The following is a 15,898-nucleotide window of genomic DNA, read 5'->3' as shown; positions in this document are numbered from 1 at the left end:
GGACTTACCCCAGCTTATGCTTGAAGGCAACGATTCTAATCTGTTTCGGTTCGTAAACCGGTTTCCAGTTAGCGGGATTTGCGAGTTCCAGCCTAGACGGTCCCTCGGTCTTTGCCACAGAAGCATTGGTAAACATAACTCCTCTTGGGTGCAGAATATTGGTTCTTCTGTTAATCAGATAATCTACACCGGAGCCCTTTCTCTTTGCTCTGTCGGTTTCGGTCGGAACAAATCCTACCGGGCTTCCGTTGCCTAGTGCAATTGCGCCGGCACCAAAGAGGTAAGTGGTATAAACTCCCTTTTCTGCAGGACAACCGTCATCAATGATTACACGCTTGCCCTGATAAGTTCCAAAGGCAACGTCATTAGAAGGCTGTACTGTTTCGATGAGGTTCTGCTTTTTCAGATATGCTTCTGTTGCGGAGTGCATACAAATACCTGTCAGCTGCGCTTTAGCATCGCCAAGCATCTGTTCTGCGTCAATAAATGCAGATCCGCTCCAGTTGGCACCCGCGCCAGACTTTGTGGAGATATCTAATAAGTTAGATGCAAGTCTTGTTTCTGCAGGCGATGCACTATCACCGGTTGTCGCCGGTACAGTGCCGAAGATACCATTCAGAACTGCAATCAATTCTTTCTGCATATCTCTTTCCCAAAATCTTGCAACTAAATCGCCAATCGCCATCATAGGATCAGCACCCGCAAGCGCTGCAGAGAGGTCTGTTGCGCTCCACATCTTCGCGCGTCTGATAATTGCCGCCACGTCCTTGTTGGAAGTAATTTTGTTATCCTCCAAATCTGTACCTTCGATTACCTGTTCAGATTCTCCGGTCAAGTCTTCGAAGAACGGCATGTTGACTGTTGGCGCTGCCTGAGACGCTAAGCTGTCAAATTCTGTGCTATTTGCGATAATTCCACTCTGCAAAAGCGCAGACAGCTCCATCGTTCTATTTACTACATACGGATTAAATAATTCAGGGACGATAACGTCCTGTAAAGTTGTTCCTGGCATTTAATTCACCTTTCCTTTCTAAATCTTTACACCGGCAGCAGCTGCAAGTGCTCTTGCCTGCTCCGGATTACTTTTGAGCAGTTTGCCCTGCTCTGTCATGTTAAATGTTTCTTTTGCAAATGGATTGATAGCTCCGCCGCTGCCGCCGCCGTGGGGTTCATAGCGCGACTCCTGCTTGAATAAATGTGCCATTGCCTTATCTTCTTTATAAGATTTCAACACATCGTCAACACCGACCGGCTTTCCTTCTTTGTCAAAGGTAAACTTATCAAGTCCGCCCTGCTTATAAATCAGGTAGTCCGGATCCAGAACTCCTGATTTAGCAAGCTGCTCTTTCAGCACGTAAGTCTTTGCGGTGTCAGCTGCAGCTTTCTTCAAATTACCAATCTCAGTTTCATAATCCGAAACTTTCTTCTGCAGATCCGCATTGTCACCATTTTCCTTCTTCAGGTCGGCGATTGTCTTTTCAGCGGCTTTCAGTGCATCGCTTTTTTCGTTAAAGGCATTTTTGGGCACTGCATGTTTTGGAAACTCTTCCGAAATCTGCTTTATTAGCCCCTCGACGTCCAGATTCCCATCTGTAATACTTGCCTTTTCTAAAATTTCTCTCAGCCATTCCATTTTTATATCCTCCGTAAATTTTTATTCCCGCTTTCCGGGTATTGGGATTCGCCGGTTATACCTCCGGCAAGGTAGCTTCCGCTCTTTAACGCCTGCGGAAAGAAGGCAATATAAAAGGACCACCGCTTTGGTAGTCCTTAGATAACGTGTTATTCATTTCCCCTAGTTACATGCCCGGGATAATCTCTTTTAAATCCTTCAGAAATGCTTTTGCTTTCTGCATTGTGCTGTTCTCCTGTAAATACGCAATTCCTTTCGGGGTAATGGCAAGCTGCTCTGTCAGTTTTATCCCTTTTATGTTTTGACCTAAAATCGGTATCAGTACAACGCCTTCGATAAATCCCTCTTCATAGAGATGTCTCAAAATATATTGCCAGTAGTCCTTCTTCACAGGAAAGTCATCTGTATCATAGCACAGATATTCTAAACTTGCCAGCTGCCCCTCTTTTAAGCAGCCGTACAAATAAATCAAAATTCTGTAAGATATAACGAAATAATCATCTTTTGCCATTATTTTTCCTCCTGCAGTACTTCCCGAATAAGCGATGTATATTTATTGTTTAAATCTATTTTCGTCTTATTCGCAGAGTGACTCAGCTCACAAGGTCCCAAATTTAATGGTGGCAATTTCCCCAGTTCCGCAAACCACTCTTCCTCAAGACGCTCAATCCGCCGAATCTGATCATCACTTAATTTTCTGTCGGTCGTAGTCAACATATCCGTTCTCCTTTAAATACAGAAATCCGGCATGCTGCATTTCAAAATCCGGATCATCAATATACTTTAGTGCACCTCGCTGTAAATCAGTATACACTATATCACTTAAATCTTTCAATACTTTTACCGTGTAAGTATACTTTTCATTTACAGCAATTAACTTTTCTATTTCGGGATGCTCACGCAGAAAATAGAAATCGTCCTCACCAAACGAAACAATGCCATTGGAGGATGGATGGTTATGGGTAATTGTTGCGCCTTTTATTACAAAGTCCGACATATCAAGTGAACTTTCGCTACCAGCAAAGTGTATCAAGGTCCCGTCTTCTTGTATAACTATACCATGCTCAACGGCTTCATTCCGAATAAGGTTGTTGTAATAGTCAATAGCAATGTCACGGTTCTCAGAATCAACTTTTCCAAGCACCTCTCTGATTGTTTCTGTACTCTTATTAGTAAAGCCTGCTCCTAGTTTAATTGGTTTACCCTGTCCTTTGGCAATTGATTCTTTCCATTCAGGATACGTCATATCCGCAGGTACATGGTAGGTTTTACCATCTTCGCCCCTCGCTGCTCTCATCTCGCCTACGGTAAACTCATCGTCAAAATACGGGCAAGTGGTTGACCTGCACGAAACATGAAAGGGCTGCGCTGTAACTCCGGGTTCATACTGACTCATCGGGAAGTGTTTGCCGTTAAGCTGTTGACAAATCTCCGATGTATGAGAATCCAGCGTCGCTACAATCTCATACTCTTCCACACCCAGCTCATTAAATGCGTCTTTCTGCGCTGCAGCACTAAAAAAGGCCTGCTCTGTCATTACGAGCCGGCCAGCTTGCACTTTTGCATTCTTGAAGCGCTTATCCACGTATTTACTTAAATTCTTGATAGCCTCATCAGGGCCTTTGCCCAAGATGCATGCCCGGGTCAGTTCGCCATGAAGGTCGTACACCATTTGATTCTTCGCCTGCCAAATCCGGTCCGAGAAAGTCTTTCCGTCTGCCGCCCAAGGCTTAGAAATCAGTTTTGACAGTTTTTTCTCGTCAATTGACGCAATATTCCACCCTACGCCAAAACCTCGCTGTAGCTCAAAGGCGGACCGATAATAACCCTCTTCATAGACCTTCCTTGCCATAGTATCTACATCGTCAAGGTAATTTCCAAAAGCTTTCTCTGCGGACTGCTGCACCTTTATCTTCAGTGCCTCCAATCTGCTTATGTGAAACTTTGCGGAAGCGTTTTCAAGCTCCTTTACCCACTGCTGATTGATAGCGTTTTCTTTGCCGTACTTTATGTATTCCTCAACAGTCCACTTGAATTCCTCCAGTTGTCCAGCGTCAAGCAGCTTTCTAGCATTTTTCATGCTAATTTCGTTGTTCTTGGCAATGCGATAAATCCAGGTTTCAATATCAGCGTTGATTTCCCTGAGGGCTTTGTCAAAATACGGTTGCACACCTCTATAGGTTTCTTCACCGTATTCTCCGAGTGCCTCTTCAAGGATTTCGAATCGTTTCTGCCAGTAAGCACTATTCTTCATAGACAATCACACTCTTTAAACGCCCGTAGCAGCTTGGGTGCCTGAATCGCAATCCAGTCAATCAGTTCCTCATTTGTTGACCACGCTCCCTCAAAGTGCAGGCTTGATGAATCAATCCCTGATTCAAACAAAAAAGCATGCACGATTTCATGGCGAATCACCTGTTTTGCGTATGCTTTAAGATCTGCCTTGCTAAGAGGGTCTTCTTGTAAATCTTCAACGACAATTAGTTTAGTTGAAGTGTCTACATAACCATCAGCCTCCCCCAATTTAGGATCATCTTCTTGTTTGTGTTTCTCTATTCTATAAGTTGTGCCTAAAATGCTAACTTCCATGCCTTATCCCTCCACGTCGTCGTCATCGTTATTTAAGTTACCTCCAAAGGCACCTGCGTATTGCTGCATCTTTTTGTAGCTTTCCTGTTCTTCTTTTTCAAGCTGCTGCAGTTCCTCTTCTGGGTCTTCCACAAACGGATGATTTTTCAGGATAGTCCTCTTGCTGATAATCCCCTCGCTGTCTCTGCAGATTTGTGCCAGCTCTACGTCATTTTTGATGCTGTTTCGGTACCACGTTTGGGTAATCGCGTTGTAAGCAATTCCTGCATGCTTGCAAATGGCTCTTACCAATTTATAAAATCCCAATCTGAATTCTGTTTCCATCAGACCAGTCTTCATTTCCAAAAGGCTGTACATGAACTTAAGGGCTTCACCCGATTGGTTCCCGAAATTCTCCGGCTGTGGGTCAAAGCCTTGTCCTTGCTCAAATATTGCCTTACGGGTTGTTTCCAATACGCTATTTCTTGCTTCGATCGGAATTTCAATACTCAGTGTAGAGATCCCCGGATTTCCTTCATCAGCATCAACCTTGACAGTTTTGTATTTTTTAAGTTCTTCCAGGAAATTGCTTAAATCTGTTCCCCCATAGCCGGATAACACAAAAATCAGTTCCTGCACATCATCAAGGTCATTGATAAACCCGCTAAAGACCTTGTCAAACACATCGATGAGCGGTTTTATACTTTTTAGATCGCTGGTGCCGATGTTGTTATTCCAGAATGGAATAAATGGTACCTCTTCAAATTTGTGTTCGTACCACCAGACAGGTTCACCGTAGGTAGGATCGGTAAACATTTCGTAATAGTGAAGTCCGTCATCCACGGTGTCTGCGATTCGTCTTTTAAAAGCTTGACACTCTCTATCAGTCCAGTATTCATAAACCATATTTTTTTCACCGGTTTCTTCGTCGATGATGTTATAGACCCTCATCGCACCGATAAGCCGCTTCTTTAAGCTATTGTCAAAGATTGGAATAATCTCCTTACTGTCTACCACTGCCCATTCAAAGCCATCTCCGTTATCCCAGTAATGTACCCAGGCTACTGCGCAGTTGGCAGCGTTAACACATAAGGTTGAGCAGTTCTTTTCATACTCATCACCAAGAAGACCCTGAATCTTTTTACTTCCCTCTTCACTTCCTACATCAAAGACTGGCGGATAGGTAAAAGCATACGATGCCTTTTGATTTACGAGAAGACCGTGAAAGTTTCTCGGAATCCTGTTATCCGCATTGCGAAGGGGATTATCTGTTTCCTCTTCATCCTCTGTCACCTTTGAATACAGAACATCTGTTTCATTACGGTAATATCTCTCCGCTATCATTGCGTTCTGCACAAAATCCTCGTGCCTAGGAAGATACCGTCTTATTAAGTTTTTCATTACTTCAAGTTCCATAAAAACCTCTACTTCAAAATCGAAATTCCGTTGCTCTTTTTAAGCATCGTATAACAGAAATACCGTAGTGCGTCCATACAGTGGTCATTTGCTTTTACCGGCTTATCTTCGCCCCGCTCTGCTGCCTTCTCATCCCAGACATAAGACGCAAACTCCTTGATAGTTTCTTCGCATATGTCAGCTATTGCAATCTGTTCACGGTTCAGCAGTGCCGCCACAACGCGGATTCCATCGAGGACATCGTTCTTTGCCTTTTTTATAACAAAGCCTCGCTGCCGAAGTTCTGCAATAAAAGACGCTGCGGAAGGGTCGACAATAATCTTTTTTGGCTTTATGTTACCAAGCCATTCTGCAAGGTCATCTGCAAACTCACTGTCTGTCTTTTGTCTATTCTCGTTCCTGCCGGAATAATAATACTCCCGGCAGCATACCCACTTTTCGCCGTCTTTTCGCCAAAGCAGGAATACTGTAGCATTCTGCGTGCCGTAGTCACAGCTGACGAAGTACTTTTCTGTTGCTGGTGTACTGATTGGCGCTATTTCATGCCTTGCTTTCTCGAACATGTCGTAAATTACGCCCTCTGCTACGCACCAAAGCCCCAGAATGTAGCGTTTATAGAAGACACCGCTGTACATAGACCGGTATCTTGCCTTAATCTTCTCACTCAGGCTCAGGTTGTCGTCCATAGTAAAATGCAGATAAAGCAAATCCTTTTCGATTGCTTTATCAATCCAGTTTACCTTGAACCAGTGATACGGCCCTTCCGGGTTACAGTTGAACCAGTATTTTGACCCGTCAACAGAGCATCTGCCGGTTGCCTGATTGACAAAACTCTCCGGCATCAGCGCTACTTCATCGAAGAAAACACCCGCCAGAGTGATGCCCTGAATTAGATCCTGCGACCTTTCGTCCTTACCGCCGAAAATATAGAAATAGTTCGTATTGTCGCCGCGGCTGACTTCCAGTAAGTTATCTGCCCTGTGATACTTTGAGCGGTATCCTCTGGCAGCCAGCATCAGCTTCAGTACCGCCAGCACGTTACGCCGGAATGAGCCTATGGTCTTGCCGCACATCGCAAAGTTCTCTTCAGCGAATGAATTCATCGCCCATATGACAAAAGACAGCGCCATTGACACTGTCTTCCCGCTACGGATTGCCCCGTCTGCTATAATCCCTTCCTTATCAGCAACGCCGGATTCCGGCAGCCACCAGGTAAGAATCTGTTTTTGTTTTCTCGAGAAAGGCTTGAACTTGAATATGGCTCGTTTTATTCTTGCCATACCGAAGCCGCCTCCTCTTTCAGGGCTGCAATAAAGCCGTCATCTTCTGTCGTCACTCCCGGATCCTCACCTTTAATCCTTGCTGTATTCGCGCGGATATTTTCAATCCGGGCTTTCTGCTCGTCGGTTGCTAAATCCATATGCTCTGCCAGCCAATTCAATGCTTTCAGCTTGTCTGCTAGTTTCAACTTTGCTCCATCTTTTCCCGAACTTACTTCCTGTATTAGGGAGCCGTCAACCTCTTCACTTTCCTCGAATTCTACAGCATTTATAATCTTGGTCACGGGTACCTTCTTGCCGCTTTCTTTGTCGGTTTCATAAACCGGACCAAAGGGACCCATCACCTGTACTTCTCTTCGTCCAAACTTCACATAATCAGTAATGTCTGCATAAGCAATATCTATATACTTCTGTACAATATCCTCACCCGAAAGCATTTCCCTATTTAATCTACTCTCTTTCATCTGGGCAATCTCTGCTCTTATGTTAGGATTCGTTAGCAGCTTTGAGGCGTTTACCCTTGCAGTTTCTTCCTTGCAACCATAAGCTTTTTTATATGCTTTGGTTGCATTGAAGCATTTTATATAATAAATACAAAAAAGGCGCTGCTTATCATTGAGCAAATCACCTTCCGTTTTTCCCTCTTCAATTTGTTTATTTTTGTGTGCACCCTTTTCCTCTTTTTTGTGTGCACCTTTTTTTGTGCTATCTCTGCACCAATCATATCGCTTCTTCCATGACTTCACAGTGTTCATTGTGACGCCATATTTTTCAGCAATCTCTTTATACTTCATCCCCGACATATAATCAAATTCTGCCAGTTCGCGTTTTTCTCTTTCTATGGCTCACCACCTCTCATTCATTATGGTATAAAAAGACCCCGGGCCCGAAGGACACCGGAGTACGTTCAGGCTATAGAAAATCGTTATTCCCTGTTCCAATCTGTTTTTAAAATAACTATAAAAAATAATAGTAAGCTTATAAAATCTGACATAAAAACTATAGAGCTGAGTCCTATTAACCATTTATACAAAATCACTGTATCATAAATAGCCAACGTGCATATCAGTCCCAATAATATTGCGAAGAACATGAAAGCACAACTTATTACAAAAGAAATCAGTATCGTTTTATAATCTCCCGTATCTTTTATAAATTCTATAAACTTTTTGCCTCCCATAGTTAGCAGTATTGAAGTTGCTGTCAATAAAAAACCTAATAATGTTGCCCAAACACCTATCATCATTTTTATATCATCAACTATAATGCCAATCGTTATATGCTCCGGGATCGGAATATATATACTCGCTAATCCTGCTGATACAATCGGTAAAATTCCAAAAATGACACAGTCCCGTTTTTTAGCTTTAGATAAACTCATTCAATTCACCGTTTTGAAAACCTTTATCACCTCATAATAGCATCATAATAGAATGACACTATGCTGTCATACATCATATTTGAATCAATCTGTCTTTTTTCAGTTTTTGCAAAGACTTCTTTCTTTATGAATTTATCTGATAACAAATCCACGCTGTCTTTCGTTATAGAATTTTGCGAAATAGTAAATTTGCTAAAATCATCCTTGTAGTCCCTACTCAATTTCCGCATTTCTTCCTCTGTAAGAGGTGCATCAAATCCTTGATACTCGTTACTTTGCTTTTTTCTCTTTGTAAGTTTTACCTCTACAACATCAACGTCATCAGGTATACTTCGACAAAGCGATGAGAATATACTTTGAGATTTTCTCAACTCTTTATATGCTTCTGAATTACACTTCACCGCAAAATCAAACAAGGTGTACTTTTCGTTCTTAATAATCTTTGAATACACATCATCGTTTAATTTAGGTGTACATCTCGTCTGTATATGATATCCAACTTTATATGCAACAGCATCTAAATATTTTGTTATTGCCGTTGGCCTTGCACCTGAGAAATTGTATTCAGCACCAAGAACTCCACAATCGAGGAACAAGACTTCATGCGTTATCTCTGCAATGTTTTGATTCTGGTCCAAAAAGTCGTCTAAACTTTGAAGGAGCCCATTTTTTTCTACCAGAGGGAATGCGTTTTTCTTCACAAGAACCAATCTATATTTAACTAGATTTTTAGATTCATCCAAATCATCAATTATCATAAATAGATTATCTCCTGTGTTTGTATCGGTCTGCTTTTCCTGAAAACTCAATTTACTTATTTTATTAAAAAGGTCGACCAAAATTTCCTTAAGATTAGAAACTTTCCTTAGTTTTGCAGTTTCTTGATCAAAAGAAACTAAATCAAAATCGTAATAATGTAAACTCCGTTCAATAGCGTCTTTACCCATATCGTAATTCTCCTTTAGTTTTCCCCTTCCACAAGTAAATATACCACACGTGAAATAATAGTGCAAATAATATCTACTTTAGAATTCAGATATTTTGCCAACAACAAAAGCGCCACCGTACAGCAGCGCCTTGATGTCAGCAATCATAAAAATAAGGAGATTCGCCAGAACGTTAGAGTTGTTAAACTCTTTTACTTTTTCCATTTTAACTATATCATAAAAAAAGCGGAGAAAAGCGGAGAACTTTTCTTTTTTCATCTCTTTTTTTCTTTTCTTATCTCTGAACCTCTAACCTCTGCATCAATGCCTCCTGCAAAATCTTTGATACATTCACCCCTGCAGCATCCGCTTCCTGGTTTAACCAATTGGGCAGAGTTACATTTCTTCTCACCATCTTCTGATCCAGTTTCTTTCTGTAGGCTATAAAGTCCACATCTACCAGAGATACAATTCCTTCCCCCTCTTCAGCAAAGGTTCCCTTCTCCGGTTTCACGTCTGCCAGCCTTGATGCCTCCGGGATAGTCTCTCCGTCATCTTCTATGGAAATTCCCTTTATTCCGATTGCGTCTCTTGCCATAGTAAACGCCTCTTCAAGATTCTTTCCTTCTGTCAGGATTTCCATATCAGGTACTTCTACTAAGCAAACATCGTTCAGTTCCGTGAATATCACAGGATATACTTTTGTCATAACAATCCTCTCTTTCTTCTCGTTCTCTTTATTTTAACTTTCTGATGGGGATTTTATAATCCCCATCTTTTAAGTATTGCTTTCGCCAGCCTTTCATCGACTTCCGTGTGCCTCGGAATTGTTTCCTTTTCATTGCCTCTTCGGTATATGTCATGATTGCCACCGTGCCTGTCGAACTCAAATCCGACGCTTTCCAGTTTCTTTATTAAGTCTTTACGCTTCATCACGTCCTCCTTACATTATTTATTATACACATTTTTTACACATTTGTAAATAGTTTTATACACATTTTTTACACATTATTTATAAATTCTCTGATAAGACTTCTGGCGTAATCTTTTGCAACAAAATTCGCTTCTGCTACTTCTTCCCAGCTCATGCAGTCTAGGAAACGGCTTCGCATCAGTTCCCGTATTTTCGGATTTTCGATTGTCTGAATATATCGTTCTATCTTCACCGCCTCTGCCTGGGATTCTTTGATGTTCTTTTCGATTTCCTCTTCAAGGAGCTTTATCATGAGTGGAAGAGTAAACTCCTCTTCAGGCACACCCTCTATCCGGACAGGGATTCCTTTACCCGTTTTATAATCTCTGACTGTATCTCCTACTTCGCCCTGTTCTCTGATAAGCTGCTGTTTTTTTCTCAATCGCGCCAGGCGTTTTTCCTGCCTCTTCACTTCATGCTGCAACCAAAAGTGTCTGCTCAATTCCTGTTTTGTCATAACTCCCCTCCTCGCACTGCAAAGAAGCCTATTTCCATAGGCTCTGCTGCTCCTCTTCATAGTTTGCTTTGAAATATTCTCTATCACTGACAATTTGTTCTCCTGGCCAGCGTTTAAATCTCCTCGGTTTATCTATGGCGACCATAATATATTCCAAATGTTCCAAGCCCGTTACCGGATGTTCGTATCTGCGGCAATGGTCCTGATCTATGTAATACCCATCAATCGCTTCCGGGTCGTCAAACAGTTCTGCTTCGCTGACATCTTTTCTTGTCGGCACTGGTCGCACCAAATTCGTACTGGCAGAAAATCTGCGCTTATGCTGACAATCCCCCTGCCGGAAGGTTCGCTGCGTTTCTTTGATGAGATACTCTGCAAGGTTAATATAATTGCCAGAGTCATCGAGCACAGCCAATTTGACCCAGCCTTTTTTCCAAATTCTTTCCAGAAGTTCTGCCTTAACTTTGCTGATAACCAAGTGATGGTGAATTCTGGTATTTTCATATTCGGTTACTGCTATGTATTTCAATTCCTGACCCTTCTTCCCCATCTCTCTTCTGAGGGTCTTTATAAAAGCATTTCGGTCTTTCTTTGCCTGCTGCTGGTCTGCTTCTATATCGTATGTCAGTACCACATGTAAATCCCCTCCTGTGAAATTCGCATTGAGAAGACGCATTAAATGCTTCACCGCCATACGGTCATTATTCTTGCGAACCTGCTCCGATGTGATATTACTCTTCGGCGCTCTTCTGTTTCGGTGGTTCCCCGATGTCACTTTGATGGTCCTGTCAATCGTTTTCCCTGCTATGCATGTTTCTCTTACGACTTTCATCTTGTCCCTCTTATTAATACTCTTACCAAGCGTGAAAGGGAGGCTTTCACTCCCTGCTCTGTTTCCTTCCTATAGGTATGCCTGGGACTGCTTTTAGGGCTTGTCCCAGGCTTGTTTCTTCTTATATATAATGTAGGTTTAAATCAATTCTTCGTTTAGAATGACTTTTAACTTTTCAACTTCTTCCCTAGTCAGACCGGCTCTTCTCTTGGGTGTTCCGTCCGGGGCAAAGGTTCTCACTTCGTAGACCGGCGCTTTGCCGAACCATTCTGCTTTGATGAAATGCTTTACATTGCCTTTCTGGTCTTCTCCGACTACGCCGTAGTCTTCAATGATTTTTACGTTGACTTTCTTTTCCATCTGGATCCTCCTTACTTCATATATATTTGGATATTCAATTCCGTTTTAGCATCTTCCTTTAAACGGACCAGAATTGATTCAACATTATGTAATAAGTGCATTACTTTTGCGATGCTTTCCTCTGCTTCTTTAATCTGGTGCGGGCTTACGCTTCCGCGTGCAGCACTTAACGTCAGCTTTTGCATTTCTTCATTCACTTGGCTGGTGGTATATTTCAGTCTCTCAGACCGGTCATATAGCTGTGCTGCGGAAATCATGATTCTTTCTTGGCTGTTCATACTCTCCTCCTTTAAAATGGTACATCGTCTTCAATTGGTTCAAATCCTCTCGGTATCTCCGGCTTAAGCTCTGTCATGCTGGTTTGCTTTGTTTGCTCGGTTTGGGTTCCTTGGGTCTGCCCATTTCTCTGCGGTCTGTCGCCCCACTCTAAAAATTCTACTCTGTCTGCCACAACATCGGTTGTGTAAACAGTGACGCCGTCTTTGTTCTGGTAGCTTCCAGTCTGGATTCTACCCTGAACGCCGACTAATCTGCCCTTTGCCAGGTACTTCTCGCAGTTCTCTGCCTGCTTGCCGAAAACGGTCACGCGAGGAAAATCTGTCTGCTTCTCACCACCTGCTCTTACAGGTCTGTCAATGGCAACGGTAAAGGTTGCAACTGCCATCTGTGTGCTTGCGGTGTATCTGATTTCCGGGTCACGGGTAAGTCTTCCGATTAGAACTACACTATTCATCACTTATTCCTCATAGATAACATCAAGTCCATATGCAATAGCTGCGTCATGTTCAATTTTGCATCCTCTGGTATTCTCCCAGCCTTTACAGAAATATGCAGCGTGGCACAGACTCATATTCTCTAAAGATTTTGCAAGGAAGCACAGCGGAATCTGCACAACCCCTCGCTCTTTCATCGCTTTGTCACTATACCATTCATCAGTAAACAGGGTGTTCACGATTTCGTATCCCCGCACTTCAAGCGCCTTAATTGCTCTTTCTCTCGTTGCTTTAATTTCTTCATCAGATTTTCCAGCCATTGGCTGAGATAACATTGCTTTTTTAATCATTTTTCTTTTCCTTTCATCTCACTTCTCTTGTGTACATATAAATTCTATTTCCATCGTTTTCAACATCTTCAACTCCTCTCGTCAGACCATAAAGGGCGCCTTCCTCATCTTCTTGCATGATGTCGCTGTTTTTAAATTCTTCTATTGTCATTATTGCGCGCACTTCGATTTCGGCGCCAGCCGGCATACTCGATAACCGCTCCATCAGTTCATAGTTCTTCATTTTCCTTCTCCTTTCAATGCGCAACTTGTACAAGCTTTTAATATGCCTGGCATTTTTCGCATTAAGATTCGAGCTTGTCCTGATTCCCAGCAGTCTGCGCCACATATAGGGCATACTGCTAGTTTCCAGTCATCATGTCTTGGTGCAGGTACATTTTCCTGCAGTGGCATCATCAAAATATTTCCTATCGTCATGTCCTTAAATCCTCTCTATCATCTGCGTCATAATCTGCTTTAGGGCACAGCGCATTTTTTCTGCCTGCTCTGTGTCTTCGGTTTCCATGGTCACAATAGACTCTGCGCAGCTGCCGAATGCTTTCTGCAGCTGGTCTGCGTAAGCTTTGAAGGTGGCCACTTCGGTATTGGAGTTGTTGGCCAGTTTTCGAGTTAAACGGTCGATTTCCTCAGCGGCCTGCTGGTTGCTTTCCTGCAGCAGGCGCAGGTCTTCACTGACCTTTGCCTTTGCGTCCTCTTCTGCTTTTGCCCGTGTCTCCGCTGCAGCCTTTTCTTTTTCCGCATCTACGGATTCTTTCAGCTTCTTGGATTTCTCCTTTTCCTTGGCCAGCTTATCCTGCATTTTCTGCAGTTCTGCTTCTTTTTCGGCAAGGGCTGCAGGATCCGCTACTGGCTGACCGGCAAGTTCAGCTTTCAGACGGTCGATCTCCGCCTTAAGTTCTGCTTGCACCTCCTCTCTGTTTTCTGCAATTGCTTCCATTTCCGTTTCAAGGCCCTGTTTTTCCTCTTTCAGGCGCTTGATTTCATCTTTTAATTCTCGAACGCTCATATCCGGCATTCCGGGATTCTCCATGACCTTTTCGGCCACCTCTTCCGGCGCTTCCAGAATCGCCCAAACTTTTGAAATTTCAATATCCGACAACGTTTTCGGATTTGCAAACACTCCGTTTTCCGTCTCTATTTTTTTCGCCAGTTTCATCATCCGCTCAGCTTTTCGTTTACTGAAGCGTAAATTTTCATTACACCAATCTTCCCACCCACCATGTCCAATTCTACTTTTGATAACATTTAGGTTTTTTCCTGCTCTTGCCGCCAACTCAATACCCATCTTGCCCAGCAGTTCCATCTGGCTCCAATAGAGATTGGCTCCGTTTTTTAATTCTTCTGTTGTCAAACTCTCCAAGTCTACAACTTCTTTGTATTCCACATCTATAATGTCTCCCATGATTCTTTACGCTGCCGGTGCAGCTGCTCCTTTCCTCTTTCTTTTCACAACTTCCTTTAGCCATCGCTCGGCAAAGGCGTTCACTTCATTTCCTGCGTCACGGTTTCCCCTTCCCCTGCACTGTACTATTTTTCCGTCTCTTAGTTCTAACGTGACAAAGGACTTGTCCGGTGCTTCGCATTTTCTGATTACAAAAATGCTTGTTTTCCCGTGAGCCGCTCTATCTGCATAGCTGGCAACGCAATTATTGTTGTTTGCACCTTCTTCAAAAAATTCTTCTACGTTTCTGAGTGGTCTGATTAGATAAGTTCCATCGGACCAGCTCAGTTTTTCAAGTTGTTTGACCTGTTTTGTAAGTTTTTCATTTTTTGCCCGTACTTCTTCCTCGTATTCCCTTCTCTTCTTTTCTCTCAGCTGCGCAGAGGCTTTCTCATGAGCCGCAGCGAAGTCTTTTGAATAAAGGTAATAGTCTGTTTCGGGATACTTAAGTTCTCTGATCTGCCCAATGTAGTCTTTGTATTCGTTTAACACAAAATCTCTGCTGTACCCATAACTGCCGTGTCCACAGTACGGTCTATTGTCTTGATATAGCTTTTCTAAGTACCTTGCGGTTTTCAACGGATCCATGCCTTTCAAGCTTACGCCCCACTGTAGTTTTGTCGTGAAAATTCCGATGTCATCGAAGAAGCCGAAGAAATCTTCCATGTCTTTTTTTCGGATTTTCTTATGGTACTTCTTGATATGCTTATAGGCGGCGATATGATTGACATCAAACATGTTCCACTGTCTCAGTTTGTCTATATCCTGACTGCTGATTCCAAGCACGCCGGGCAAATCATTTCTGCGCCAGTTTGGCCACAAAAATGTGCTTATACCGTAGATTAAACCTCTTTCCAACTCGCTTAATCCTGCTTTGTTCAGATATTCCACCTGTGGGTACTTCGCATTTACCGCAAGGCGCTTTACCAAGACATTGATGTCCGGTCTGCTGTTCGGCTCTATTTCTATTCCGGCATACCTAAGAAAACTTTCTTTGACTGCGTTTGCCATACTCTCATGTATGCAAGGACCCAATCTTGTGATTCCCTCGTATATGTGTACACTGGCGCCTTTATGCCAGCCATTTCCCCATTTTACATAAGCGGTTTGTTCATTCCTCGAAATTTTGACTGTCTCTTCTATGTAAATTTCCCCGTTTAAGTCCTTCAAATCATCAAATGCGCCCTGCTCGTATTTGTAACAGGCATAAAGAATATTGATGTACAAGGACTCAGCCTTTACATTTCCTACCGCCACAGTTCCATCTACGTATACATTTCTTGTGTGGGGATTCGCCTTTCCTTCATGGCCGCACAGCGGGCAGATTATGAAGTCACCCGCTTTGAACTTTTCCATTACATGGATTGTCCTTGCCTTCGGAAACGGCTTTTCCGGATTCGTATAGTCAAAGTATTCTCCGCAGGAAAGGCAAAAGGCCCGCTTTTTGAACCGGTCATAAATAATCGGGCGGCTGATGGATGTATGCACATACTTCTTGATTCCCTTCGGCAGCACGATATTCCAAGGATCTTTCTCAATTCTTAAAACTTCGTATTTCATAGCTGTCT

23 protein-coding genes are annotated in these 15,898 nt (G+C 42.8%); all 23 read right to left on the bottom strand.

The window, feature by feature from the left end; genetic code table 11:
- Window positions 1–4: 4 nt before the first annotated feature.
- The 23 genes from NFR88_RS11890 to NFR88_RS11780 all read right to left on the bottom strand — a co-directional run bounded on the left by NFR88_RS11890 (window position 5) and on the right by NFR88_RS11780 (window position 15,890).
- A complete protein-coding gene (locus tag NFR88_RS11890) occupies window positions 5–1,012 on the bottom strand; it encodes a coat protein (protein WP_251616220.1) in 1,008 nt (335 codons plus the stop codon).
- 18 nt (window positions 1,013–1,030) lie between these two features.
- On the bottom strand, window positions 1,031–1,633 hold the full coding sequence (locus tag NFR88_RS11885; RefSeq protein ID WP_251616218.1) for a phage scaffolding protein: 603 nt from the start codon (window positions 1,631–1,633) through the stop codon (window positions 1,031–1,033).
- A gap of 166 nt (window positions 1,634–1,799) precedes the next feature.
- A complete protein-coding gene (locus NFR88_RS11880; RefSeq protein WP_251616216.1) occupies window positions 1,800–2,144 on the bottom strand; it encodes a YjcQ family protein in 345 nt (114 codons plus the stop codon).
- On the bottom strand, window positions 2,144–2,350 hold the full coding sequence (locus NFR88_RS11875) for a hypothetical protein (protein ID WP_251616213.1): 207 nt from the start codon (window positions 2,348–2,350) through the stop codon (window positions 2,144–2,146). Before NFR88_RS11875 ends, NFR88_RS11880 begins: the two co-directional genes overlap by 1 nt.
- Window positions 2,319–3,887: a minor capsid protein gene (locus NFR88_RS11870; RefSeq protein ID WP_251616210.1), complete on the bottom strand. Its 1,569-nt coding sequence runs from the start codon at window positions 3,885–3,887 to the stop codon at window positions 2,319–2,321. Before NFR88_RS11870 ends, NFR88_RS11875 begins: the two co-directional genes overlap by 32 nt.
- Window positions 3,884–4,222, bottom strand: coding sequence for a hypothetical protein (locus tag NFR88_RS11865; protein WP_251616208.1), 339 nt, complete (start codon window positions 4,220–4,222; stop codon window positions 3,884–3,886). Before NFR88_RS11865 ends, NFR88_RS11870 begins: the two co-directional genes overlap by 4 nt.
- A 3-nt stretch (window positions 4,223–4,225) precedes the next feature.
- Window positions 4,226–5,617 carry a phage portal protein gene (locus NFR88_RS11860; RefSeq protein ID WP_251616207.1) on the bottom strand — a complete coding sequence of 464 codons (1,392 nt, stop codon included), beginning with the start codon at window positions 5,615–5,617 and terminating at the stop codon, window positions 4,226–4,228.
- Window positions 5,618–5,625: 8 nt separating this feature from the next.
- Entirely contained in the window at window positions 5,626–6,897 is a 1,272-nt protein-coding gene (locus NFR88_RS11855; RefSeq protein ID WP_251616205.1) for a PBSX family phage terminase large subunit, read from the bottom strand.
- Window positions 6,885–7,718 (bottom strand): terminase small subunit, encoded by an 834-nt coding sequence (locus tag NFR88_RS11850; protein WP_285813879.1) that lies wholly within the window; start codon window positions 7,716–7,718, stop codon window positions 6,885–6,887. The genes NFR88_RS11855 and NFR88_RS11850 overlap by 13 nt, the downstream gene beginning before the upstream one ends.
- Window positions 7,719–7,822: 104 nt before the next feature.
- Window positions 7,823–8,278, bottom strand: coding sequence for a hypothetical protein (locus tag NFR88_RS11845; RefSeq protein ID WP_251616195.1), 456 nt, complete (start codon window positions 8,276–8,278; stop codon window positions 7,823–7,825).
- A gap of 26 nt (window positions 8,279–8,304) precedes the next feature.
- A complete protein-coding gene (locus tag NFR88_RS11840; protein WP_251616194.1) occupies window positions 8,305–9,225 on the bottom strand; it encodes a hypothetical protein in 921 nt (306 codons plus the stop codon).
- Between the two features lie 78 nt (window positions 9,226–9,303).
- Entirely contained in the window at window positions 9,304–9,483 is a 180-nt protein-coding gene (locus NFR88_RS11835; protein WP_251616192.1) for a hypothetical protein, read from the bottom strand.
- A gap of 16 nt (window positions 9,484–9,499) precedes the next feature.
- A complete protein-coding gene (locus NFR88_RS11830; protein WP_251616188.1) occupies window positions 9,500–9,913 on the bottom strand; it encodes a type II toxin-antitoxin system HicB family antitoxin in 414 nt (137 codons plus the stop codon).
- A gap of 53 nt (window positions 9,914–9,966) precedes the next feature.
- Window positions 9,967–10,137 (bottom strand): type II toxin-antitoxin system HicA family toxin, encoded by a 171-nt coding sequence (locus NFR88_RS11825; protein ID WP_251616187.1) that lies wholly within the window; start codon window positions 10,135–10,137, stop codon window positions 9,967–9,969.
- Window positions 10,138–10,205: 68 nt separating this feature from the next.
- Entirely contained in the window at window positions 10,206–10,634 is a 429-nt protein-coding gene (locus tag NFR88_RS11820; protein ID WP_251616186.1) for a hypothetical protein, read from the bottom strand.
- Between the two features lie 28 nt (window positions 10,635–10,662).
- Complete coding sequence (locus NFR88_RS11815) at window positions 10,663–11,466, bottom strand: rolling circle replication-associated protein (RefSeq protein ID WP_251616185.1); 804 nt, start codon at window positions 11,464–11,466, stop codon at window positions 10,663–10,665.
- A 138-nt stretch (window positions 11,467–11,604) separates the two neighbouring features.
- Window positions 11,605–11,826 (bottom strand): hypothetical protein, encoded by a 222-nt coding sequence (locus NFR88_RS11810; RefSeq protein ID WP_251616184.1) that lies wholly within the window; start codon window positions 11,824–11,826, stop codon window positions 11,605–11,607.
- Window positions 11,827–11,837: 11 nt separating this feature from the next.
- A complete protein-coding gene (locus tag NFR88_RS11805) occupies window positions 11,838–12,104 on the bottom strand; it encodes a hypothetical protein (RefSeq protein ID WP_251616183.1) in 267 nt (88 codons plus the stop codon).
- Window positions 12,105–12,115: 11 nt separating this feature from the next.
- Window positions 12,116–12,559, bottom strand: coding sequence for a single-stranded DNA-binding protein (locus NFR88_RS11800; protein ID WP_251616182.1), 444 nt, complete (start codon window positions 12,557–12,559; stop codon window positions 12,116–12,118).
- 3 nt (window positions 12,560–12,562) lie between these two features.
- Complete coding sequence (locus NFR88_RS11795; RefSeq protein ID WP_251616181.1) at window positions 12,563–12,889, bottom strand: DUF4406 domain-containing protein; 327 nt, start codon at window positions 12,887–12,889, stop codon at window positions 12,563–12,565.
- A 13-nt stretch (window positions 12,890–12,902) separates the two neighbouring features.
- Window positions 12,903–13,112: a hypothetical protein gene (locus NFR88_RS11790; RefSeq protein WP_251616180.1), complete on the bottom strand. Its 210-nt coding sequence runs from the start codon at window positions 13,110–13,112 to the stop codon at window positions 12,903–12,905.
- Window positions 13,113–13,310: 198 nt separating this feature from the next.
- Window positions 13,311–14,291, bottom strand: a complete 981-nt coding sequence (locus NFR88_RS11785) for a DUF3102 domain-containing protein (protein ID WP_251616179.1) — start codon at window positions 14,289–14,291, stop codon at window positions 13,311–13,313.
- A gap of 6 nt (window positions 14,292–14,297) precedes the next feature.
- Window positions 14,298–15,890, bottom strand: a complete 1,593-nt coding sequence (locus NFR88_RS11780) for a PcfJ domain-containing protein (RefSeq protein WP_251616178.1) — start codon at window positions 15,888–15,890, stop codon at window positions 14,298–14,300.
- Window positions 15,891–15,898: the final 8 nt, after the last annotated feature.

Source organism: Senimuribacter intestinalis (assembly GCF_943192965.1).
Taxonomy (GTDB): Bacteria; Bacillota; Clostridia; order Peptostreptococcales; family Anaerovoracaceae; genus Senimuribacter; species Senimuribacter intestinalis.
This window is presented reverse-complemented; position numbering and strand designations above follow the sequence as displayed.